23 protein-coding genes are annotated in these 21,568 nt (G+C 54.5%); 16 read left to right on the top strand and 7 right to left on the bottom strand.

What is annotated here, in order from left to right; translation table 11 throughout:
* Positions 1-112: 112 nt before the first annotated feature.
* From recA to DNI29_RS04180, 6 genes are all read left to right on the top strand, one after another.
* Positions 113-1,201 carry a recombinase RecA gene (gene recA, locus DNI29_RS04205; protein WP_110976794.1) on the top strand — a complete coding sequence of 363 codons (1,089 nt, stop codon included), beginning with the start codon at positions 113-115 and terminating at the stop codon, positions 1,199-1,201.
* 249 nt (positions 1,202-1,450) lie between these two features.
* A complete protein-coding gene (locus DNI29_RS04200; protein WP_110976793.1) occupies positions 1,451-2,281 on the top strand; it encodes a DUF3108 domain-containing protein in 831 nt (276 codons plus the stop codon).
* A gap of 313 nt (positions 2,282-2,594) precedes the next feature.
* A complete protein-coding gene (locus DNI29_RS04195; protein WP_238387994.1) occupies positions 2,595-3,296 on the top strand; it encodes a response regulator transcription factor in 702 nt (233 codons plus the stop codon).
* Positions 3,297-3,406: 110 nt separating this feature from the next.
* On the top strand, positions 3,407-4,489 hold the full coding sequence (locus tag DNI29_RS04190) for a sensor histidine kinase (RefSeq protein WP_110976791.1): 1,083 nt from the start codon (positions 3,407-3,409) through the stop codon (positions 4,487-4,489).
* Positions 4,490-4,514: 25 nt separating this feature from the next.
* The gene (locus tag DNI29_RS04185) at positions 4,515-5,228 is read left to right on the top strand and encodes an RluA family pseudouridine synthase (RefSeq protein WP_202910365.1); all 714 of its coding nucleotides are present in this window, start codon (positions 4,515-4,517) and stop codon (positions 5,226-5,228) included.
* Positions 5,229-5,305: 77 nt separating this feature from the next.
* On the top strand, positions 5,306-6,766 hold the full coding sequence (locus DNI29_RS04180) for a hypothetical protein (protein WP_110976789.1): 1,461 nt from the start codon (positions 5,306-5,308) through the stop codon (positions 6,764-6,766).
* Positions 6,767-6,804: 38 nt separating this feature from the next.
* Here the strand turns inward: DNI29_RS04180 and DNI29_RS04175 are convergent, their stop codons facing one another.
* Complete coding sequence (locus DNI29_RS04175; RefSeq protein WP_123823063.1) at positions 6,805-8,178, bottom strand: hypothetical protein; 1,374 nt, start codon at positions 8,176-8,178, stop codon at positions 6,805-6,807.
* A 264-nt stretch (positions 8,179-8,442) separates the two neighbouring features.
* Here DNI29_RS04175 and rplM point away from each other — a divergent pair, with 264 nt between their 5' ends.
* From rplM to DNI29_RS24035, 8 genes are all read left to right on the top strand, one after another.
* Positions 8,443-8,895, top strand: a complete 453-nt coding sequence (gene rplM / locus DNI29_RS04170) for a 50S ribosomal protein L13 (protein ID WP_110976787.1) — start codon at positions 8,443-8,445, stop codon at positions 8,893-8,895.
* A gap of 34 nt (positions 8,896-8,929) precedes the next feature.
* Complete coding sequence (gene rpsI, locus DNI29_RS04165; RefSeq protein WP_110976786.1) at positions 8,930-9,316, top strand: 30S ribosomal protein S9; 387 nt, start codon at positions 8,930-8,932, stop codon at positions 9,314-9,316.
* Between the two features lie 21 nt (positions 9,317-9,337).
* Positions 9,338-10,105 carry a 30S ribosomal protein S2 gene (gene rpsB / locus DNI29_RS04160; protein WP_110976785.1) on the top strand — a complete coding sequence of 256 codons (768 nt, stop codon included), beginning with the start codon at positions 9,338-9,340 and terminating at the stop codon, positions 10,103-10,105.
* A 142-nt stretch (positions 10,106-10,247) separates the two neighbouring features.
* Positions 10,248-11,087: a translation elongation factor Ts gene (tsf, locus tag DNI29_RS04155; RefSeq protein ID WP_110976784.1), complete on the top strand. Its 840-nt coding sequence runs from the start codon at positions 10,248-10,250 to the stop codon at positions 11,085-11,087.
* A 444-nt stretch (positions 11,088-11,531) separates the two neighbouring features.
* Positions 11,532-12,218 carry a carboxypeptidase-like regulatory domain-containing protein gene (locus tag DNI29_RS04150; protein WP_110976783.1) on the top strand — a complete coding sequence of 229 codons (687 nt, stop codon included), beginning with the start codon at positions 11,532-11,534 and terminating at the stop codon, positions 12,216-12,218.
* Between the two features lie 40 nt (positions 12,219-12,258).
* A complete protein-coding gene (locus tag DNI29_RS04145) occupies positions 12,259-12,687 on the top strand; it encodes a hypothetical protein (protein ID WP_110976782.1) in 429 nt (142 codons plus the stop codon).
* Between the two features lie 35 nt (positions 12,688-12,722).
* Positions 12,723-13,085: a hypothetical protein gene (locus DNI29_RS04140; protein WP_110976781.1), complete on the top strand. Its 363-nt coding sequence runs from the start codon at positions 12,723-12,725 to the stop codon at positions 13,083-13,085.
* A gap of 67 nt (positions 13,086-13,152) precedes the next feature.
* Positions 13,153-13,491: a hypothetical protein gene (locus DNI29_RS24035; protein ID WP_123823062.1), complete on the top strand. Its 339-nt coding sequence runs from the start codon at positions 13,153-13,155 to the stop codon at positions 13,489-13,491.
* Here the strand turns inward: DNI29_RS24035 and DNI29_RS04135 are convergent.
* The 4 genes from DNI29_RS04135 to DNI29_RS04120 all read right to left on the bottom strand — a co-directional run bounded on the left by DNI29_RS04135 (position 13,464) and on the right by DNI29_RS04120 (position 16,875).
* Positions 13,464-14,513, bottom strand: a complete 1,050-nt coding sequence (locus DNI29_RS04135) for a DUF3089 domain-containing protein (protein ID WP_110976780.1) — start codon at positions 14,511-14,513, stop codon at positions 13,464-13,466. The genes DNI29_RS24035 and DNI29_RS04135 overlap by 28 nt on opposite strands.
* Positions 14,514-14,632: 119 nt before the next feature.
* Complete coding sequence (locus DNI29_RS04130; protein WP_110976779.1) at positions 14,633-15,829, bottom strand: SHOCT domain-containing protein; 1,197 nt, start codon at positions 15,827-15,829, stop codon at positions 14,633-14,635.
* A gap of 28 nt (positions 15,830-15,857) precedes the next feature.
* Entirely contained in the window at positions 15,858-16,583 is a 726-nt protein-coding gene (locus DNI29_RS04125; protein WP_110976778.1) for a hypothetical protein, read from the bottom strand.
* 46 nt (positions 16,584-16,629) lie between these two features.
* A complete protein-coding gene (locus DNI29_RS04120; protein WP_110976777.1) occupies positions 16,630-16,875 on the bottom strand; it encodes a hypothetical protein in 246 nt (81 codons plus the stop codon).
* Positions 16,876-17,022: 147 nt separating this feature from the next.
* Here DNI29_RS04120 and DNI29_RS04115 point away from each other — a divergent pair, with 147 nt between their 5' ends.
* Positions 17,023-17,208 (top strand): hypothetical protein, encoded by a 186-nt coding sequence (locus DNI29_RS04115; protein WP_110976776.1) that lies wholly within the window; start codon positions 17,023-17,025, stop codon positions 17,206-17,208.
* Positions 17,209-17,301: 93 nt separating this feature from the next.
* On the opposite strand, the gene DNI29_RS04110 is transcribed toward DNI29_RS04115, so the two are convergent.
* The gene (locus tag DNI29_RS04110) at positions 17,302-18,354 is read right to left on the bottom strand and encodes a YeiH family protein (protein ID WP_110976775.1); all 1,053 of its coding nucleotides are present in this window, start codon (positions 18,352-18,354) and stop codon (positions 17,302-17,304) included.
* Positions 18,355-18,425: 71 nt separating this feature from the next.
* Positions 18,426-19,328 (bottom strand): LysR substrate-binding domain-containing protein, encoded by a 903-nt coding sequence (locus DNI29_RS04105; RefSeq protein ID WP_110976774.1) that lies wholly within the window; start codon positions 19,326-19,328, stop codon positions 18,426-18,428.
* 123 nt (positions 19,329-19,451) lie between these two features.
* Here DNI29_RS04105 and DNI29_RS04100 point away from each other — a divergent pair, with 123 nt between their 5' ends.
* Positions 19,452-21,509: a S9 family peptidase gene (locus DNI29_RS04100; protein WP_110976773.1), complete on the top strand. Its 2,058-nt coding sequence runs from the start codon at positions 19,452-19,454 to the stop codon at positions 21,507-21,509.
* The last annotated feature ends 59 nt before the right edge of the window (positions 21,510-21,568 follow it).

Here is a 21,568-nt window from a genome sequence, read left to right as displayed (position 1 = left end):
GAAAAGGGCCCGGCAGTGTAGTTCCGGCAGGCTTCGGGCGCCGTTGTGCAGCCGAGCGAAAAAGGCCTACATTCACCAAACCTAAGCATTTCCAAACAACCCCTCCTATATAATGGCTGCAACTACTGACAAGGCCGTCAACGCCAACGCCGAGAAAATGAAAGCCCTCCAGTTGACCCTGGACAAGCTGGATAAGAACTACGGCAAAGGCACTGTAATGAAGCTCAGCGACAACAAGGTGATGGACGTTGAAGTCATCAGCACCGGTTCGTTGGGTCTGGATATTGCCCTGGGTGTAGGCGGTTTGCCTAAAGGCCGCGTGGTTGAGATTTACGGTCCGGAATCGTCGGGTAAGACGACGCTGACCATGCACGCTATTGCCGAAGCACAGAAGAAAGGTGGCATTGCGGCCTTCATCGACGCCGAGCACGCCTTTGACCCGCTGTATGCCAAAAAGCTGGGTATCGACACCGAAAACCTGCTCATCGCTCAGCCCGACAATGGTGAGCAAGCCCTGGAAATTGCCGACCAGCTGATTTCCTCAGGTGCTATCGACATTATTGTAATTGACTCCGTGGCCGCACTGGTGCCGAAAGGCGAACTAGAAGGCGACATGGGTGACTCCAAGGTAGGTTTGCACGCTCGTCTAATGTCGCAGGCTCTGCGTAAGCTCACCGGCACGATCAATAAGACCAACTGCCTGTGCATTTTCATCAACCAGCTGCGTGAGAAAATTGGGGTAATGTTCGGCTCGCCCGAAACCACTACTGGTGGTAATGCCCTGAAGTTCTACGCTTCAGTTCGCCTCGACATCCGTCGTATCGGCCAGATCAAGGAAGACAAGGACAACGTAACTGGTAACCGCACCAAGGTGAAGGTGGTAAAGAACAAGGTAGCTCCTCCCTTCAAGGTTATCGAGTTCGATATCATCTACAACGAGGGCATCTCGAAAGTGGGCGAAATCCTGGACTTGGGCGTTGACATGGGTATCATTGCCAAGTCAGGCTCCTGGTTCTCCTATGATGGCAACCGCTTGGGCCAAGGCCGCGAAGGTGTGAAAACTGTGTTGCTCGACAACCCTGAGCTAGCCGACAAAATCGAAGCTCAGATTCGCGCCAAAGTGAAAGGCGACCCGGAGGAAGCACTGGCCGCTATTCCCGAGGACCGCTCCATGGACGATGATGAAACTGTAGACCTGTAAGACGTTCAACCGTCTGGTTCTGAAAAGCCCCGCTAATTGTTAGCGGGGCTTTTTTTGTGTTTTGCTTCAACCTTGACTCCTATCCCCTCAAATCGACTGAAACCTCAGTAGCAGTGCTACATTTTGTGCTTTCATCATTGGAGCAGCTCTTTTCGTACAGCCTATTTTTTGCCCTGTTAGAATCCGATTATCTTTGCTGGCACCGCATTTGAGAAGGTACCGGCTACACCTTTATTTTGCCGCTCTTACATGATTCGCCGCTGGCTCTTGTTTCCTGTATGCGCGCTGCCTTTAGCAGCGGTACTTACGGCTTTTGGCCCGTCTTCTGAGCCGACCCGCACTATTGCTAATAACAGCTTTGAGCGAGGCGAAGTGCTTCAATACAAAGTGCACTACGGGCTTATTAACGCGGCTGAAGCCACTATTGAGGTAGATGACGCGGTGCATCGAATAAACGAGCGGCCTTGCTACCGCGCCACTGTTACGGGGCGCACGCTAGGCTCTTTCGACTATTTCCTTCGCATCCGGGATACGTGGCGCTCCTACATCGATACGACTAGTATTCTGCCGCAGCGCTTTTACCGCAATATTGAGGAGAAGAATTATCGTAAGCGCGAAACGGTTGACTTTGACCATCTGCGGGACGTAGCCAATGTAGAAAGCCATAAAAAGGACAAGAACGATGTCAAGAAGGGCACGTTCAAGACGCCTAACAATGTGCAAGACCTCGTCAGCGGCTTTTATTTCCTGCGCACCCTGAACTACGACCAGCGCCGGCCCGGCGAGGTAATCAAGGTGCAGGGGTTTTTCGACGAGGATGTCTTTAACATGGATGTCATTTACAAGGGTAGGGAAACCGTGGAAACCAAGGCGGGCGTCATCCGCACTATCCGACTGGTTCCTAAAATGCCTAGCAATAAACTTTTCAGAGGAGAAAACGCTGTTTCGGTGTACCTCTCCGACGACCGAAATAAAATACCGGTCCTGATTCAGGCGGAAATGTTCGTGGGCTCCGTTAAGGTGGACATGTACAAATACAAGGGTCTCCGAAACCGACTGAATTTGGTGGCAACAAATTGATGCTTGCGCGAAGCGGCTCCCGTTGGGGGCCGCTTTTCTTTTTTCATTGCCTTTCCCTTAGCTCGACCTTACCTTTCTGATGCAGAAAGCCTTAGTACCTCTCAAACGCTCCATTCTCCCCACACCTCGCACTGTTTCGGCACCAGTCACCCTCAAGCCCACTCCTTCCTTAGTTGATTACGTTTGGCCCATTCCGCTGCCTGCCCCGCGCACAGCCCGAGCGGCTAGTAATGAAAACGTAATACGCCGTGCCCGCCGGCCGGCAATACTTTTGTCTTCGCGCATTCTTTTTTACCCCAAACCACCTCGCCCCGTGCAGCCAACCGTCGCCCCGAACGCCTACAAGATCCTGGTAGTTGATGATGATCCGGACATCGTAGAATTGCTGGAGTACAATCTGCGCAAGGAGGGCTACGAGGTAGCCAGCGCTCCTGATGGCCGCAAGGCACTCGAAATAGCCCCCCAGTTTGGCCCTGACATTATTCTGCTGGACGTAATGATGCCTCACCTCGATGGCATTGCTGCCTGCCGCCAGCTCCGGGAGTTGCCCCGCTTCAAGGATACCTACATCATCTTCCTGACGGCCCGAGCCGAGGAATTTTCGGAGGTAGCTGCCTTTGAAGCCGGCGCCGACGACTTTATTGCCAAGCCCATCAAGCCTCGGGCCCTACTCAGCCGCCTAGCCGCTTTTGTGCGCCGCGACAAAGACCCGCAAACCCAAACCAGCAGCATCGAAATTAACGGCCTCAAGATTGACCGCACTGGCTTCGCTGTGTATCAGGATGGCCGCAAAATCACGCTGCCTAAAAAGGAATTTGAACTGCTGGCCTTCCTGGCCGCCTCTCCCCATAAAGTATTCGGCCGCGACGAGCTGCTGCAGAACATCTGGGGCAACGACGTTTTCGTGTTAGCCCGCACCGTGGACGTACACGTCCGCAAGGTCCGCGAAAAAGTAGGCGACCACCACATCCAGACCATTAAGGGGGTAGGCTACAAATTCAACACCGATAACTAGCGGTGAATTAGTGAAATAATAAAATGGTGAGTTTGATGTTTCCGCGCCACCTACGCCGTGAGAACATTAAACTCACCATTTTACTATTTCCCAACTCACTATTTTCACCTATGCGGCTCACTGTTTCTTCCCGCACCATTGCTATTATTCTGTCGCTGCTGGTGGCGGGGGTACTCACCGCGCTGGCTTGGCTAGGCCCTACCCTCCCTCCGCGGGAAGGTGTACTGGTTGCCGGAATTACTATAGCTACCTGTTTTCTGCTGCTTTACCTGATGTTTGAGGCCCTGATTTTTCGGGAAATCAATAACATCTACGCTGGCCTGGAGCACATCAAGCGCAAGGAGTTTCGGCGCATGTCGAACAAATTCCTGTTTCGGCCGGAGCCCCTGAAGCGTATGCGCGACGAAATCCTGGACATGGCTCAGCGCAAGCAGCAGGAAATTGATGAACTGAAGCGCTTACAGGTACTGCGCCGTGAGTTCCTGGCTGATGTATCGCACGAGCTGAAAACGCCCATTTTCGCGGCTCAAGGTTTTGTGCATACCATCCTGGATGATGACGACACCGACGAGTTTACTCGCAAGAAATTTCTGCAGAAGGCAGCTGCCAGCCTCGATGCGCTGGATTTATTGGTGCAGGACTTGGTAACTATTTCGCAGCTAGAAAAGGGGGTAGTGCGCATGCGGCGTCAGCCCTTTGATATTGCTCAGTTGGTGCGCGACATCTTCGAGCAGTTGGAGCTGAAAGCGGCCCGGCGCAACGTAACCCTGGAATTAGCCCAGTTGCCCTCCGAAACCTTGCACGTAGTAGCCGACCGCAACCGCATCCGGCAGGTATTGATTAATCTGATTGACAACGCCATTAAGTACGGCCGCGAAAACGGCCACGTAACCGTGTCCTTAGCAGAAAGCGGCAAGGCTGTGCGCATCAGCGTGCAAGATGACGGCGAAGGTATTCCAAAAGAGCACCAGAGCCGCATCTTTGAGCGCTTCTACCGCATTGACAAAAGCCGCACCCGCGAATCGAGAGAGTCAGGTGGCTCTGGGCTTGGCTTGGCTATTAGCAAGCATATTGTGGAGGCACACAAATCGGCTATCCGGGTGCGTAGCGAGGTAGGGGAAGGCACTACGCTAGAATTTAAGCTACCCCGCCCTCGCAATTCTGCTGTGGCGTTGGCTGCCGATGCCACGTAAGAAGTGAGTACCTTTGCAGCTCTTTATGAAGCTGCCCAATTTCACCGACCTGATTCTGTTTGAGGACGAAGACTTCGTCATCATCAACAAGCCCCCTTTCCTAGCTACCCTCGATGAGCGGTTTGGCGGGGCACCCAATATTCTGCGCCTGGCGCGGGAGCACTACGACGATATTCAGGCTTGCCACCGCCTCGATAAGGAAACCAGTGGCGCACTAGCCCTGGCCAAAAACCCGGCGGCCTACCGCCATTTGGCCATGCAGTTCGAAAACCGAGAGGTAAAGAAGGTGTACCACGCTGTTGCCTGGGGCGTGCACCAGTACGAGGGTCTGCGCGTAGACCGTAGCATTGAGACTACTACCAAAGGCAAAGCTCGTCTAGCTTACAAGGGCAAGCCTGCTGTTACCCTAGTGCGCACTCTGGAGGCCTATGCCCGCCACACGCTGGTAGAGTGCCAACCCATCACTGGCCGCATGCACCAGATTCGCCTGCACCTAGCATACCTGCAGGCTCCTATCGTAGGCGACGGCATGTATGGCGGCGACGATTTTTACCTTTCCTCGTTGAAGCGAAAGTTCAACGTGAAGCAGGGCGAGGAAGAGCAGCCCTTTATCAAGCGGTTTGCCCTGCACGCTGCTCAGCTCACGTTCGCGAAGATGAATGGGGAGCAGGTAAGTATTGAAGCCCCTTATCCCAAAGATTTCCGGGTACTAGTTGAAACCCTGCGGCAATACCAATAAGCTTTATTTCCTGTTTCAGTAAGATAAGCGGCGGCCTAATTCAGCCGCCGTTTTTCTTTCCTCTTTGCTTTACTTCTATGCGGCGAAATCTTATATATTGGCTACTTGCACTATTTGTCCTCCTGGACCTTCTCTACTCCTTTATCCAGAATTACCAGTTGCCACTTGATGGTGACCTAGCAGCTATTGTACTGCCTGGCTCAACTTACCAACGTGTGCTCCAAGACCCATTTGGCTGGGCTGTGCTTAGTAATAACGCTCAGTACGCTGGTCCCAATCGGTATTTTGCTCATGCTTTGCTCTCCGGCTATTTTCGCAACGTCCCCCTTTGGCTTCAGATCTTCACTGACCCAGTTACCAGCGTATACGCGGCAGCGGCTATAGCCAAAACCTTGACACAGGCGCTGCTTTTATATAGCATGGCCCTATTCTGCTGTACAGAGGAAGGTCCTATCAGCAAGCGCCTACTGATTGCAGCGGCACTACTGCTACCCCTGTTTCAAGGAGCAGGCTACAATGCACAAATGGGCATCATAGATCATTCCATCACTTATACCTTTTTCTACGCAGTCCCGCTCATGCTGCTGCTGTTTTGGCTGCTGCCTTTCTACCGGACTAGGCTTAGAGAAACTCAGGGCTGGTCTATATGGCGGGTAGTTGCTCTTGGAGTGCTAGCTGTTGTGCTAGCTTTTAATGGTCCGGTCATTCCGGGAGTTATGGCAGTGTTAGGAATTGGCATAGTAGCATACGCTTTAAAACAATATCATTCAGTAGGGCTAGGACATCGGTTCATTGCGCAGTTTGGAGGCTGGCGCCCTTTACTCCTTCTGCTTGGTTTTGGAGCGTTATGCTTGTACTCCCTTTTCATTGGGCGCAACAATTCAGAGAACATGATAACCACGCCTACCCTCTGGGAACGATATAAACTGCTGCCAATGGGTATATTTTATCAGCTTAGCGGAAAGCTAGGACTACCGTTGCTATTAGCTGTGTGTTTACTAAATGATCAATTGATAAAGCGCCTAGTGCCAGTCACCGCCGAAAACAAGCGTTTACGCCAGTTTCTGCGTTATATTGGGTGGTTTGTGCTAGCCTACGTGCTGTTGTTACCGTTAGGTGGTTACCGTCCCTACCGCCCCTATCTGCTACGCCGCGACACCTCCCTACCTATTATCCTAGCTTTCGTGTTGTTCTATGGCATGTCTGGCTATTATTTGCTCAGGAATCTGCCAGCTCGGCAACGCAGTTGGTACATAGGGCTAGTAGTATTATTTGGTGCCATATTTATGAATGCCGATAAGCTTCATATCACTGACAATAACGGCTGTGAACGAGTTGCTTTTCAACAGCTAGCGCATAGTACATCTGCTGTAGTTTCCCTACCTATGAATTGTGCTGTAATGTCGTGGGAAACAATTACAGACCCGGAGGCTTCCGCGCTGAACGCCTTGCTGCTACAGCACTGGCGCATTATTGATCAGCCCCGCAGGTATTACCATAGTGGCTCCAATGATGACACTAAAGAAACTGTTCAATAATAGTGTAGAAAGTGTAGGCTGGCCACTTTGCATACAGTCTATTTTATCTTTTCAAACACCGCTATGCGTACCGAGTCGGCGGTGGGCTTGCGTCGGTTGCGGGGCACGGCACCCAGCCACCGCAAACGGTAGCTTGGATTGTTGTGCAGAAGCTCGAATGGCACCTGCTTTTCCTTTATGGCATACCATTCATCCCAGAAGATATACGTACCTACTGGCAAAGGCCAATCCGAGGAATGCACTGCAATTAAATCAGGCCGCTTGGGGCCGAAAGGATCCACCTGTAGTGGCAGCGCCGCGTATGGATGCGCGTAAGTCACATACCGCATAGGCCCCTGCCGATTAGCCCAGCGGACGGCTGCATCAATCAGGAGTTGATCGGAAGCGCGGCCAAAGTCGCGCTCCAGGCGAAAAGCCACCCGCGAACCGCAGAACAGAAAACCTACCACCGCGACAGCTAGTATCAACCGAATTCGTTGCCGGGCAGCCGGATTGGGGAACAGCGCGCTGAGCATTGCTACTCCTCGTAAAGCTACCAGACTCATCAAAGGCACAATACTGCAAAGCACCCGTACCAACCCCAGCGAGCCAAAAATTCCGTAGGTCCAGAAGATAGCGTGGGCCGTGATGAAGACCACCACATTGCCATACACCAACAGCAGGTCTGCGGTAAACAGCCGTGGCTGCAGCCGAAACTGAGGCCGCAGCCACTCCCAAATCATCCGCAACCCACCCAGCCAGAACAGCCCAAACAATACCCATCCAATAGTGTTCGGGAGGCTTTTGATGAAGTGCATGGGCGCTCCGTGCCCATAGTTAGGGTTGCGTAGGGGGTATGAGTTGCGAGTCAATACCCACAGAAAATCGTCGTACACGAACAATCCGGCTACACCATACACCACAAACCCCAGACCCAACAAGGGCAACGCCCGCCAGTTGCGGCTTAGCAGCAGATAAAACCCGTACACGCCGAGCAGAATAAAGCCTTCCGACCGCGCAAAGGGTAAGAAGGAAACAACGGCCGCACCCAGTCCGGCGCGCCCACACAAGGCCAGCGCTACCCCTGCAATCAGAAACAAGCTAAACAGCGGTTCGGTCAGCCCTGAGAACTGAATACGGAAGTAATCGGGTGAGGCGTAGCAGAACAGGATAGCTAGCCACGGCCAGGGTAAGCGCAGCATACAGGCAGATCGGTAGGCAAGCCAAGCCGAGGCCGCTACCAGCACGCATTGCAACACCATTACAGCCCGCAGTCCTAACTGGGCCGGAATGGCCATCACCTGCACTACCAACGGCTTTGACCACGATTCCAAAAAGTTAATTGGGTGCTCAAAAGCGTAACGAGCGTAGAGGTAATGATTGATACTATCCCCAGAATCGTAGGTACCCTGCGTCAGGAAAGTTACTCCCACGGAAAGCAAAAACAGAGTAAACAGGAGCCCAAGGGCCCGGCGGTCTGGGGAGAGCCTTGGTGCGAGGGTTAGCGAGGATGAGAGTGGTAGCATAGACAACCCTAAAAGTACGCATACACGGCGGAGAGGCCACTCTGCAACTGTTTCAGAGACAATAATTAGCCACCAGCTTGCATATTGCCTGAAAGGCGGTAACTTTGTGTCCGTTTTTCCCGAACCGTGTTCGGCTTCTTCTTCATTTTCAAACGCTTATCCTCCTCCCCAATGGATCATCTGAGCTTCAAGACGGTATCCGTCAACAAAGCCAACGCCAACAAGGGCTGGGTTGTGGTTGACGCCGCCGACGCTACCCTGGGTCGTCTGGCCAGCCAAATTGCCAACATGCTGCGTGGCAAGCACAAGCCCTCCTTCACGCCCAACTCGGATTGTGGCGACAACGTCATCGTCATCAACGCCGACAACCTGCGCGTGACCGGCAAAAAGATGACCGACAAAATCTACATCACCCATTCGGGCTACCCCGGCGGTCAGAAGCGCATCAACCTGCGCGACAAAAAAGCCAAGGACTCGACCCGTGTGATTGAGCACGCTGTACGTGGCATGCTGCAAGGCAACAAACTGGGTGCGGAGCAATTCCGGAACCTGTTCGTATATGCCGGCGCTACCCACCCCCACGAAGCTCAGCAGCCCAAAGCTGTTTCTTTGACGAATCTCTAAGCCGTATTCGGCCCCTCTTTAACTTCTTCACTTAATGGAAATCTCCAATACCTCTGGTAGAAGAAAAACCTCGGTGGCCCGCATCTACATGCAGGCCGGGCAAGGGAATATCACTATCAACGGCCGGGACATCAAAGCGTACTTCGCTAACGAACTCCTGGAAAACATCGTGAACCAGCCTTTGGCGACGATCGAGCAAGTCGGTCAGTACGACATCAAGGTAAACGTGCGCGGTGGTGGCATTTCGGCTCAGGCCGAAGCTATCCGTCTGGCCATCTCGAAAGCCCTTGTAGGCGACAACGCTGAGGTTCGCCCAGCGCTGAAGAAAGAAGGCTTCCTGACCCGCGACCCGCGCATGGTGGAACGTAAGAAATTCGGTAAGCGCAAAGCTCGTCGTTCGTTCCAGTTCTCGAAACGCTAATCTTCCAGAGGAACCCTTATCATGGCTCAGACCACCACTTATAAAGAACTGCTTGACGCTGGTGCCCACTTTGGTCACCTTACGCGCAAGTGGGATCCGAAAATGGCGCCGTACATCTTCATGGAGAAGAACGGCATCCACATTATCGACCTGAACAAAACGCTTGTTTCGCTGGACCAGGCCGCTGCGGCCATCCGCAACATTGCTAAGAGCGGCCGCAAGGTAATGTTCGTAGCAACCAAGAAGCAGGCTCAGGAAATTGTAACGGAAGAAGCGAAGCGCCTGAAAATGCCTTTCGTAACGGACCGTTGGCTGGGTGGCATGCTCACCAACTTCACTACCGTTCGCAAGTCGCTGAAGAAGATGAGCACCATCGACAAGATGGTGAAGGAAAACACGGCTTACGCTGCACTGGCTAAGCGCGAGCGTCTGATGCTGTCGCGTGAGCGCGAGAAGCTGGAGCGCGTTCTGGGTGGCATCGCTGACCTGAGCCGCCTGCCCGCCGCTCTGTTCGTAGTAGACGTGAAGCGTGAGCACATTGCTGTGAAAGAAGCTCAGAAACTGGGCATTCCAGTATTCGCTATCTGCGATACGAACTCGAACCCCGAGCTGGTTCAGTTCCCTATCCCGGCTAACGATGACGCTTCGAAGTCTATCCAGCTGATTGTAAGCGTAATGGGTAAGGCTATCGAAGATGGTCTGTCGGAGCGGAAAGTCGACAAAGAAGATGCCGACAAGAAGCAAGCCGAAGAAGAAGGCATCCAAGAGAAGCAGAACGCCGACGAATAGGCTAGTTGCCCTCTAAGGAAAAGGGAACATGCGAAGCACTCGGCTCCGGTGTTCCCTTTTTCTATAACTGCTCTCCCCGCTCTGGCGGCAAGGGCAGTAGCTCAACTCAGAAAACCCTCTCAACCTCATATAACTCACAACAATGGCAGCAATTACCGCCGCAGACGTGAACAAGCTGCGCACCATGACCGGTGCGGGCATGATGGATTGCAAAAAAGCTCTGACCGAGGCTAACGGCGACTTCGAAGCCGCTCGCGACATCCTGCGCAAGCAAGGCCAGAAAATTGCCGACAAGCGTTCGGAAAACACTACTTCGGAAGGCCTCGTGCTGGCTGCAGTTAGCGAAGATGGTACCAATGGCAAATTGATTGCCCTTGCTTGCGAAACGGAGCCCGTTGCGAAAGTAGAAGACTTCAAAAACCTCGCGCAGCAGATTCTGGCTACGGCCGTAAAAACTAACGCTGCCTCGAAAGAGGAGCTGCTGGCTGCTGCTCAGGAAGATGGTCGTTCCCTGCAGGAGCACATCACCGACCTGATGGGCAAAATCGGCGAGAAGCTGGACGTGGTTGCTTACGAAAACGTAACGTCTGAGAAAGTAGCTTCTTACATCCACTCGGATAACAAGAAGGGTGTGCTAGTGGCCATGAAGAACGTAGGCGGTGCCGACGTAGCTGCTGTTGGCCGCGACGTAGCTATGCAAATTGTAGCTATGCGCCCCGTTGCTCTTGACAAAGACGGTGTTGATGCGGCTACCATCGAGCGTGAGATTGAAATCGGCAAAGAGCAGGCTCGTGCCGAAGGCAAGCCCGAAGCTATGCTGGAGAAAATTGCTCAAGGCAAGCTCAACAAGTTCTACAAGGAGAACACCCTGCTGAACCAAGAGTTCGTGAAAGATAACTCAGTTACCATTGCTCAGCTGCTCGACAAGACGCAGAAAGGTCTGACTATTTCGGACTTCAAACGCGTAGCTATTGTAGGCTAAGCATACGTAGTTAAACCCAAACAAAAAGCCCCGGCCACTTGAGTGGCCGGGGCTTTTTGTTTGGGTTTAACTACGTATCATAAAAATTTCCCCTTCTTGGAAAAACCTAATTACTACTTTTTACGTATAGCTACTGACGAGCTTAGCACGCTTATATTCAGCATGTTTGAGTCGACAAAGCAATTCCCATACTGGGACACGTTTGTATTTTCTAAGATAGTAAGTACCTACATACTTTTTTTTTAACCAAACAATAGATGATTTGGTCGTCTACGTTCCCTGGTTAGTCTTGCAACAGTTATAGTTCAGCGAAAAAATCCATATATGACTTATCTAATAAATGATAATATTAATTATTTATTGTTCCCTTCAGCCATTAATATTGTACACCTCATAATACAATTATGAGGTGGTTCCTTTTTTCACCTTCTTCAACTCACTTTTATGAAACTAAGTGCTAACCCTTTTCATCCGACGACGGGTGAGTTGCTTCCGGTATATCGGGACGCTTACCTCCGTGGAGATTTGTCTATTGAAAACACGGAGGCTGTAGACGCCTACATGCAGGCTAATGCTCATCAGGCCGATGACACTCTGCGTCGCTTTTATGAAATGAACAACCAGGGCCATCAGGTTCGGCCTGTAGGTTGGGTTCAGCGGCAGTTTGACTTGATTCGCACGGAGCCTCAGCGTTTTCGTCGGCGGGCTGCATCTTTTGTTGCAGGAAGTGCCTTACTTGGTGGTGCCGTATTCGCAGGAACTAATCTTCCGACCTCTGGCACAATGACTGACAACATTCCCGTAGTAGCCGATGCCTCCGTAGCTGATTTAGCCGATATATCTTCGACTAGCGCTGTACGTTTGGTGACGATGCGTGGCAGAATTCTGAATGAAGATGGTAAGCCCCTGGTTGGCGCAACCGTACTGGACCGCACAACGGGCCGAGGCGTAAGCACCGACAATGCTGGCAACTATGCGATTTTGGTTTCGGCTAACAAAGCGCACCACTTGCAGTACGGCTACGGTGGATACACTGAGGAAGAGGTACAACTGAAAGGCCAGAAGACCTACAACGTTACCTTGTTACCTCGCGAAGCAAAAGCCAAGAAGCGCCATTGGTGGCAGTTTTAGCCACTGGTTTAGCGTATCGTTCTACAGTACCATCTAGTAAATGAGGATACCTTTTCTCAGCAGACCCAGCATCCGCCAAATTATAGTGGGTACGTCCGATGAGGCAGGCAAGAAGGCGCACACGCTCATTCAGAACGTGCGAGCTGATTTGCCGGAGATGCTCATGGCCTGCGTGGTAGAAGTGCACTCCGGAAAAGTACTTGCCTCTTATACTACTTCAGCAACATTGAACCCCAATCAGGTTAGCCTGCGCTACGCTAAGCTGCTTCGGCAAACCTCCGACATTCTGGCAAAACGCCAGATTCCGGGAGGCGCGCTAACTGATATGACGATGATGTTGGAAGACCAACTACACACCTTACGTCCGCTCCGAAACGGGCAATGGTACTGCTACCTTGCCATCCGCTTTGCTGATGCGAACCTGGCTATTGCCTTGGAAGTTTTGCGTCGGCACAGCAATTTTGAATAACATAAACCGCTTTTCACATTTACTTTTTTTGACTTATGTCAACACCTAAACAAGCTATTAAGGAAATTCTGGACGAACTGCCTACCCTACTGGCTGTAGCCGTAGTGGAAACTGAAACTGGTATGCCTCTGGCCTCGCACTCTAACCTCGCTGATTTCGACATCGAGACGGCTGCGGCCTACAACACTGAGGTGGTAAAACAAAAGCTGAAAGCTGTACAGGCTTTGAAGCTGAACCAAACGGTACAGGACATTCTGTTGACCTTGACCGACCAGCTGCACCTGATTAAGCTTTCTCCTACCGGCGATAAGTTCATTTACCTGGCTGTAAACGCCCGTGACACGAACCTGGCCGTAGCTCGTCAGATCCTGAAAGGTCAGACTTCGGTTCTCAACTAAGTTACTCCTGGAGAACGAAAAGCCCCCGCTAGCTTGAGTTAGCGGGGGCTTTTGGCTTTATTACACTATGACGGAAAATCAAAAAGATGCCTACCGCTATCTTCTATATCATTTCCTGATTGAAATCAGAACTATACCAGTTCCTAATCAACCGCAACAAAATGATAACAAGAGAATCGCATTTCACAGTTATTATGCTGGATCAATAGCTTATCAGCTACACAATCTAGCTTTAGCAGCGGCCACCGATTTTGTCGGATTTGATGAGCTTAACTTCTGGAATGGATTACAACAGTTTTCAGCTAATAACCCATCCATAAACTTAGACCATTACCAAAGGATTTTCAACAGTCGTTTGGCAGAACTGGGTTGTTCCTCCTACCCCCCGGACGTCAGCAAGCGGTAGGCGCGCACGCGGGCCGCGGCATTTTGGCGGATGTTGTTGTAGAACAAACCATAATCGGCAATGTGGAAGGAATGGCGCAACTCTGGGCGACCGGGGAGCAGGAAGCGCGGGTAGCCGGGGCGTGAGGTAGGATGAATCCAGACAAGGCCGTTGTGAACCTTGGCATCAACTACCTGCTTATCAAGACCGGCAAAGCTGTAGGGTACGCCCCCAAGGTTGAGGCTGGCAGAAGCCGCGGTAGTGTCGCGGGTCCAGGTAAGCGGATTCACGGCTACCCCGCCCTGAAACGGCGGATACTCGTTGCCCCACTCTACGGTGTTCCAGCCCACGTAACAACCGGTTTGGGTAGAATCATCGCAGGGGCGTAGCACCTGATATTCTTCGGGCTTTACCTTGAACCCAATAAGGTAAGCAGCTACTAACTGCTTGCGCAACTTAGGGTTCTGGTCGAAACACTCACGGAGCAGACGCGTGGCGTGGAAAGTGCCCTGGCTATGGCTGGCAATGATGATGGGACGGCCCTGGTTATAGTGGTCGAGGTAGTACTGAAAGGCCGTTTTTACATCGGAGTAAGCCAAGTTAAGAGCATCCTGACCGCTGGCTGTTTTCTCATCGAAGAAGGAAAACAAGGTAGCCTGCCGGTAGCGAGGCGCATAGATGCGGCCGACACCGTTGAAGGCAGACGCCTGTTTGCGGATAGTACTGGCATCGGTGAAACGGTTTACACGGGCATCGGTGAGGCTGGCGTTCCATTGGGTGCGACCGTAGTAGGTGGTCGGATGCACGAAGAACACGTCAACCGGAGCCGTGGCCTGCTGATCGTGCAGGAGCGTGTTGCGTGGCACGGCATCGGCAGAATCGCGGCGGGTAGGTAGGGCAGCCCAGTTATCTTCTTGGCTGTAATCGGGAGCAGAGGGTGTAACCGCCCGCGTGAAATCCTTACCCGGCTTGATGACATTGATGCAGGAACCCAACGCCAGCAGAACTCCCAACACAGGCAAACAGAATAAACGGGTACGCATCAGACTACAGAAAATAGGCGGTAAAAAGACAACGCGCGCCACCAATTGCCGGTAGCGCGCGTTGGCGGCCTAAAATTACGGAGGAATTGGCTACGAATTGACGTAGCTGCTACCCTCGCTTACTCGATAAAGGTGTTCTCTAACAGGCGCTCCTGACGCAGATACACGATTTTAAAGTTCTTGTCGAAGCGGACGCGCACCTGCGCGGAGGTTTGCTGGCGCTTCTGCAAGGACTGCCGCAGGGCAGTGCTTTTCTCAACGAAGGTTACCACCCGCGAGCCGTCGGCGACTGGGGGGCTCACTTTCAGGCTGCCAGGTTCAATGGTGCTCTGTCCTTCCAAAAACTCAGGGAAGTGTGATTTCTCCAGCTCGGCGTTAATGGCTGCCGGGGTAGTGTTTTGCTGCAGATAAAAACGCTCTACGCGGGGCGCAAAGTAGGCCGAGGCAGAAAACGGCGCGGCCTGAAGGTCAGAGTAGTAGTTCTGCAGTACGCTTTCAATGCGGGCCTGCGCCGCACTTTCATCTACTGCGGGGGTAGCCGTAGGGGCTGCTTCCTGGGCTGGCGCGGACGTGGTTGGATTGGCCGTGTCGGTGGGGGTAGCAGCAACCGGAGGCACTACTGGCGCAACGCGCACCGTTTCGGGAGCAGCCACCGGCGGCAAGTCAATCTGCTCCGACTGGGGACCAACTTCCGGGGCAGTTGCTACTGAATCGGCGGCGGTAAGCGTAGTACTGGTCAACCGCTCCGACTCCTGGTTACCCCACATCAGGTAGGCTACTAATGCCAGCAGGGCTACAATGCCGCCCACAATCAGGATGGTACCCAGCGGGCTTTTGGGCGGTGCCACGTAGGGTTCGTCTTCTACTATCTCCTCCAACGGCTCCTCTCCTACCGGCTGATTGGAAGGCACGAAAGCATCCTCACGGGTAGGCGAAGAACCGGGCCGGCCGGCTTCTAGCGGATGGGTAAGACCCGGTGTAGCCATGGGCGGCGCGGGCGGATCTGCGACGTAAGGCGTATGTAGGGGCCGCGACGTAACCGGAGGCAGCAAGGGGTCCTCAACAGGGCCACTGGTAGTAGCTGGGGGCGTGGGCACATTGGCCGTAACCGGAGGGGTAGGCGGAACAAGCGTCGCCGCGGCAGGGGCCGGCATTACGGGTGGTGGGGGTGGCACCACAGCCCCCGGCGCGGGTGGGGCCTCGGGGAAGAGCAGCTTTTTCTTTAGCGTGTCGAACTCCTGGGGCGTGATGAGGCCTTTTTCCAGCCACTCATTGAGCTGGCGGAGGGTGTCGAGGGGAGAGGGGTCTTTTTCCATGGCTGATGGCCGTCGAGGCGGCACGGGGCTACTTCCGGTCGAGGTTGGTGAGGCGGGCGCGACGGCGCTCTACTTGCGCTTTACGCAATTCGGTGAGCCGAGCGTTGTCGAGGAGCTTTACGGAGTCCTCGGCCGATTTCAGCTTGTTGGCAGCATTCTGCTGTTTCAGCAGCTCTATCTTTTCGAGGTTGGCTTTGGTAGTATTGGCCAGAGTGACGCGCTCCTTCTCCAGTTTCTCCTTGTCTTTCTCAGCAGCTACCAACTGCTTTTCGGCTTCGGCAATCTGCTCACGGTAGGCTTTCAGGCGGGCAGCGGCGGCAAAGCTCTGGGCAATGGTGCGCAGGGAGCTGAACTCGGAAGGCGTGCCGGAGGCCGACAAATAGGCATCGGGGCCCATGGCCGCCCATACTGATAGCTCCGATACCGTATCGGAAGGCGAAGTGACGGTAGAATACAAATCGAGGAGCTTGCCCGTTACGCTGGACATGGGCACCTGCTTGGCTTCCAGCACATCCTTCTTCCCTACCCCAAACACACCGGAACCCTTCAGCTTAATATTATAGGTGTCCTTGAGCCAAGCCTGCCAAAAGTCGCGGGTCCACTGGGCGGTACCTTCTACCTGCACTTTCACGGCGTCCCGCTCGCGCTTTTCAAAATTGACGCTGCTGCTGCGCGCGTCGTAGAGCTGAGCCTGCACGGCCAGGGGCGAGCAGAGAGCAGCCAGCACCAGCCATAAGCCGAAAAATTGTTTCATATAAACTGAGTAGAAAAACAGAAAAACGAGGTCAGAGCGTGGGTTATCAGATACCGTGCCGGTCGAAGGCCGCCTGCAAATCCTGCTGCATGCCCGCAAACCGCTGGACTGCCGCCTGCACAAATTCCTGGTCGAGGAGCAAGTGAATGTCTTCCTCCCCAGTCAGGTCCAGTTCACTTACCTTATAAGTTTGTTCGAAAGGGCCCTTTTCCAGCTTGATCAGGTACTTGCCATTCCAGCTGAAGAGGGTAATCTTGACATCGGGGTGCGGAATAATGGCGAGCTGGCGCATGGCAGAAGACGACTGGTGAACGAGGGGCGAAGATAGGTAGGCGTAACTAACCGGAAGCCGAAAGCTCGGCATAACAACCTGAAAAAGCTCGCGTAAACCGGGTTCAGGCACGAAGCCTAATTCGTTCACCCTCAAGACACCTGCATCATGCCACAAGGAGATAAATCGGCCTACACCGACAAGCAAAAGCGGCAGGCTGAACACATCGAAGAAAGCTACGAGAAGCGCGGCCTCTCGGAAGAAGAAGCCGAGAAGCGCGCCTGGGCCACCGTGAATAAGCAAGACGGCGGTGGGAAGAAAAGCGGTTCGGGCCGCAAAAAGGCCGGCGAATAACGGCTGCCCCCTACCCCCACTTACAAAGGCAAAGCCCCGGGTCCGCGCGGACCCGGGGCTTTGCCTTTGTAAGTGGGGGTAGGACTTAAATGTTTACAGGCTATACAGAATAGCGTAGAGCGACACAAGGGAAACTACCAGCCACAGCCCGCTACCCAGGATGAACGGCTTCGGCCCAACGGCCTTCACCGCCCGCATCGACAAGCCCGCCCCGATAAAGAATAAGGTAGCAGTGAGGCCCAGTTTGGCTAGCTGCACCAGGTACGGCGCTACTACGTGCGTAGCTGGCACGTAGGTATTCAAGAGCATAGCCCCGATAAAGCCCAGAATGAAGTAAGGAATCTTGACTTTTACATCCTTTTGCCGGAACGCCAGCGCCGTGCCCAGCGCAACCGGAATAATCCAGAGGGCGCGGGCCAGCTTAACGGTGGTAGCTACCTGCAGGGCCTGCTCGCCATAAGCAGCGGCCGCTCCTACCACAGAACTGGTATCGTGAATAGCAATGGCGCACCACAGCCCGAACTGGTTCTGGGTCATGCTAAGCGTGTGCCCCACCACCGGAAACGCAAACAAGGCCAGCGCATTGAGCACAAATACCGTGGCTAGTGCCACCGACATTTCCTCTTCCTTGGCGCGCAACACCGGGCCGACCGCCGCAATGGCTGAGCCGCCACAAATGGCGGTGCCGCAGGAAATCAGGTGGGTAATGTGGCGGCCTAGCCCCAGCCAGCGGCCAGCCACGTAGCCCAGCACAAGGGTACCAGCAATGGAGGCTAACGTAAACAACAGCCCTTCCTTACCCGCCTGCACGGCCGCATGCGCGTTCATGCCAAAGCCCAGCCCGATAACAGCGTATTGCAGCAGCTTGGCTGTAAGCTTGCGGGTTTGCGCCAGAAAAGGGTTGCCTACCGTTTGAGCCAACACCAAGCCCAAGGCCAAAGCCAGCGGCGGCGACGCCCAGGGAGTAAGGCAGAAACCCAGCAGAATGACAAATACTACCTGTGGTAAGCGCCCGGAGCGGTTGGCCGCCGAAGCAGGGGCTGCAACTGCTGGCGTCGAAATTGGTGGGGTTTGCAAGGCCTGCGGATGCGGCTCGGGAGCATCAACAAAGGCTGAGGTGTGGGCGAGGGGGCGGGTGGTTTTCATGGGCGAGGGTACTGCTGGTCAAAAGTACGGCAGCCCCTACCCCCATGATAATCCTAAATGGTTATCGGTAATTACTTAAAGTTATACTGCTGGTGCGCGTAGCGCAGAAACCGCTCGGCAGCTCTAGACAGGGGCTGACCTTGTACCCACAACGCCTCGAAGCTGCGGAGCAACTGCAGATTCTGAATGGGCACTATCTCCAGCAAACCTGCTTCCAGCTCACGCGCCAGAGCCCGCCTCGACACAAACCCGAGGGCTTCGGGCGCGGCTTCGAGGTAGGATTTGATGGCTTCCGTGTTGTCGAAATAAAAAGCCACGCGCAGGTCGGTGAGCTTGGTTTTTTGTTCGCGCAGTGCAAATTCCAACACCTCTAGCGTGCCCGAGCCCCGCTCCCGCAGCACGAGCGGATGGGCTACGGCCTCGGCCAGAGGCATGGGCTCTGGGGGCGGGCCTGCCGGGGTAGCCTTGCGCACGGCTACCAATTCATCGGCCAGCAGGGGCTCGTAGTGCAGGTCGCGGCTTTTGGAGCGGCCCTCCACAAAACCCAGGTCGAGGTGGCCACTGAGGATGGCTTCGGCAATTTGCTCGGAGTTGCCGTTGAGCAGCGTCAGCTCTACCTGGGGGTAGCGTTTCTGGAAACCGGGCAAAATGCCGGGCAGCACATATTGCGTGAGGGTAGTGCTGGCCCCCAGGCGCAGGCGGCCGGCCGCTTCGCCGTGGAGGTTGTGCAACTGCTCCGTAAGCTGCTGGTGCAACTGAGCTACCTCGTCGGCGTGGGCCAGGAGCAGGGTGCCGGCCTCCGTGAGGCTTACCCGGTTGCCGCGCCGCTCAAACAGGCGCTGCCCATAAGTGCGCTCCAGCTCCCGGATGTGCTTGGTAATGGCTGGCTGGGTGATATAGAGCTCCTGCGCGGCCTTGGTAAAGCTGAGGTGCCGGGCTACCGACTGAAAAACGCGCAAACGAAAATCGGGCATAGATGCAAGGTACGGGGGTAGGCGAACAGGGCAAGAGCAGCCCCGCCAGCCTACCCCCTTCCGCTGGTGAAAACCTGGTTCTGCCTAACTTGCTTCTTTCCTCTGTTTCCCTGAATCCACCCTATGAAAAGACCTTTCCTGACTGCGCTGGCCCTATTGCCGCTAGCCGCAGCAGCTCAACAAAGCACCGTGTACACCCCCGAGCTGCTCTGGAAGCTGGGCCGCCTGGGCGAAATGCAGGTGTCGCCGGACCGCAAAACGGTGGCCTATACCGTGACGCGCTACAACCTCAGTGAAAACAAAGGCAACTCCGACATCTGGGTGGTACCAGTAGCGGGCGGCCTAGCCCGGCAGCTCACCAACACGCCTACCTCTGAAAGCACGCTAAACTGGCGCCCGGATGGCCGGCTGACTTTTCTTTCCGGCGAAGGCGGCACGGAGCAGCTTTACGTGATGAACGCCGATGGCTCGGGCAAGCAGAAGCTCAGCGAGTTTCCCGACGAAGGGTTGGCCAACCTGAAATTTGCGCCCACCGGTAAGTTCATCCTGTACACCCAAGATGTGAAAACCGGCAAGTCGGTGCAGGACTGGTACCCCGACCTACCCAAGGCCGACGCCCGCATCATCGACGACCTGAACTACCGCCACTGGAACGTATGGGACGATTATAAGTCGAGCCACGTTTTCTTTCAGCCGATTGGGAAAGATGGCAAGCCCATCGGCTACGCCAAGGACATAATGCCCGGCGAGCGGTTTGACGCCCCGCTGGCCCCACTGGGCGGCTCTGAGCAGCTAGCGTTTTCGCCCGATGGGTACCGGCTGGCCTACACCTCACGCAAGCTTTATGGCAAGGCCGAGGCCGAAAGCACCAACTCCGACATCTACCTCTACGACATTCGGGAAGGCAAAACCCAGAACCTCTCGGAGGGCCTGGGCGGCTATGATGTGGAGCCCGTTTTCTCGCCCGATGGTACCAAAGTAGCATGGTTGAGTATGGCTACCCCCGGCTTTGAGTCAGACCGCAACGGCATTGTGGTCTATGACTTCAAGACCCGGAAGCGTGAGGATATCACCAAGGGTTCGGAGCAGTCGGCGGCCAACATCCGCTGGAGCCCCGATAGCAAGACGATTTACTTCCTGAGCGTGCTGGAAGGCACCGAGCAGCTATTTTCCATCCCGAGTAAGGGCGGCAAGCTGAAACAGCTGACTAAAGGAGCTCAGAACTACAACTCCTTCGAGCTGGCCGGTAATGATGTAGCCATTGCCAACAAAACCACCCAAGCCCAGCCCGCCGACCTGGTACGCCTCGACCTGAAAACCGGACGCGAAACCCCGCTCACCCGCATCAATGAGCAGGAGCTAGCAGGCGTTCAACCCGGCAAAACCGAAGCCCGCTGGGTGAAAACCACCGACGGCAAGCAGATGCAGGTGTACGTCATCTACCCGCCCGACTTTGACCCAAGCAAAAAATACCCTACCCTGCTCTACTGCCAGGGCGGCCCGCAAAGTCCCATTACCCAGAGCTTCTCGTATCGTTGGAATTTCCAGCTGCTGGCGGCCAACGGCTATATTGTGGTGGCCCCGAACCGCCGCGGCCTGCCGGGCTTTGGTACGGAGTGGAACAACAGCATTTCGGGCGACTGGGGCGGGCAGCCCATCCGCGACTATCTCTCGGCCATTGACGCCGTGAGCCAAGAGCCCTACGTGGATAAAGACCGTCGCGGCTGCGTGGGCGCCTCCTACGGTGGCTACTCAGTGTACCAGCTGGCGGGCAAGCACGAAGGCCGCTTCAAGACCTTTATTGCCCACGCCGGCCTCTACAACCTCACCAGCTGGTACCCCAGCACGGAGGAAATGTTTTTCGCCAAGCACGATATGGGCGGCGCACCCTGGGATGCTACCCTAGCAAAAAGCTACACCGATTTCAACCCGCAGCTTTTCGCGAGAAACTGGGATACGCCTATGCTGGTGATTCATGGCGGCAAGGACTTCCGGGTGCCCGAGGGCCAGGGCATGGAAGCCTTTGGTACGGCCCAGCTGCGCGGCATCCCCAGCCGCTTTCTGTACTTCCCCAACGAGGGCCACTGGATCAGCAAGCCCCAAAACTCGGTGCTCTGGAACCGGGTGTTCTTCGATTGGCTAGCCCGCACCCTGAAACCCGAGGGCCAAGCGGCCAAGTAGCCCTACCCCTCTCCGTTGTTTGAACACACAAAACCGTAGCCTCCTGACATGCAGAGGAT

The sequence above is a fragment of the Hymenobacter sediminis genome, from assembly GCF_003231285.1.
Taxonomy (GTDB): Bacteria; Bacteroidota; Bacteroidia; order Cytophagales; family Hymenobacteraceae; genus Hymenobacter; species Hymenobacter sediminis.
The sequence above is the reverse complement of the archived record's forward strand: the minus strand, read 5'-3'. Positions and strand labels throughout refer to the sequence as shown.

Excerpts from the sequence above, each read along its gene's own strand:
- recA (WP_110976794.1), top strand. The coding sequence starts at position 113 with ATGGCTGCAACTACTGACAAGGCCGTCAACGCCAACGCCGAGAAAATG.
- DNI29_RS04200 (WP_110976793.1), top strand. The coding sequence starts at position 1,451 with ATGATTCGCCGCTGGCTCTTGTTTCCTGTATGCGCGCTGCCTTTAGCA.
- DNI29_RS04190 (WP_110976791.1), top strand. The coding sequence starts at position 3,407 with ATGCGGCTCACTGTTTCTTCCCGCACCATTGCTATTATTCTGTCGCTG.
- DNI29_RS04185 (WP_202910365.1), top strand. The coding sequence starts at position 4,515 with ATGAAGCTGCCCAATTTCACCGACCTGATTCTGTTTGAGGACGAAGAC.
- DNI29_RS04180 (WP_110976789.1), top strand. The coding sequence starts at position 5,306 with ATGCGGCGAAATCTTATATATTGGCTACTTGCACTATTTGTCCTCCTG.
- rplM (WP_110976787.1), top strand. The coding sequence starts at position 8,443 with ATGGATCATCTGAGCTTCAAGACGGTATCCGTCAACAAAGCCAACGCC.
- rpsI (WP_110976786.1), top strand. The coding sequence starts at position 8,930 with ATGGAAATCTCCAATACCTCTGGTAGAAGAAAAACCTCGGTGGCCCGC.
- rpsB (WP_110976785.1), top strand. The coding sequence starts at position 9,338 with ATGGCTCAGACCACCACTTATAAAGAACTGCTTGACGCTGGTGCCCAC.
- tsf (WP_110976784.1), top strand. The coding sequence starts at position 10,248 with ATGGCAGCAATTACCGCCGCAGACGTGAACAAGCTGCGCACCATGACC.
- DNI29_RS04150 (WP_110976783.1), top strand. The coding sequence starts at position 11,532 with ATGAAACTAAGTGCTAACCCTTTTCATCCGACGACGGGTGAGTTGCTT.
- DNI29_RS04145 (WP_110976782.1), top strand. The coding sequence starts at position 12,259 with ATGAGGATACCTTTTCTCAGCAGACCCAGCATCCGCCAAATTATAGTG.
- DNI29_RS04140 (WP_110976781.1), top strand. The coding sequence starts at position 12,723 with ATGTCAACACCTAAACAAGCTATTAAGGAAATTCTGGACGAACTGCCT.
- DNI29_RS24035 (WP_123823062.1), top strand. The coding sequence starts at position 13,153 with ATGACGGAAAATCAAAAAGATGCCTACCGCTATCTTCTATATCATTTC.
- DNI29_RS04135 (WP_110976780.1), bottom strand. The coding sequence starts at position 14,513 with ATGCGTACCCGTTTATTCTGTTTGCCTGTGTTGGGAGTTCTGCTGGCG.
- DNI29_RS04130 (WP_110976779.1), bottom strand. The coding sequence starts at position 15,829 with ATGGAAAAAGACCCCTCTCCCCTCGACACCCTCCGCCAGCTCAATGAG.
- DNI29_RS04125 (WP_110976778.1), bottom strand. The coding sequence starts at position 16,583 with ATGAAACAATTTTTCGGCTTATGGCTGGTGCTGGCTGCTCTCTGCTCG.
- DNI29_RS04120 (WP_110976777.1), bottom strand. The coding sequence starts at position 16,875 with ATGCGCCAGCTCGCCATTATTCCGCACCCCGATGTCAAGATTACCCTC.
- DNI29_RS04115 (WP_110976776.1), top strand. The coding sequence starts at position 17,023 with ATGCCACAAGGAGATAAATCGGCCTACACCGACAAGCAAAAGCGGCAG.
- DNI29_RS04110 (WP_110976775.1), bottom strand. The coding sequence starts at position 18,354 with ATGAAAACCACCCGCCCCCTCGCCCACACCTCAGCCTTTGTTGATGCT.
- DNI29_RS04105 (WP_110976774.1), bottom strand. The coding sequence starts at position 19,328 with ATGCCCGATTTTCGTTTGCGCGTTTTTCAGTCGGTAGCCCGGCACCTC.
- DNI29_RS04100 (WP_110976773.1), top strand. The coding sequence starts at position 19,452 with ATGAAAAGACCTTTCCTGACTGCGCTGGCCCTATTGCCGCTAGCCGCA.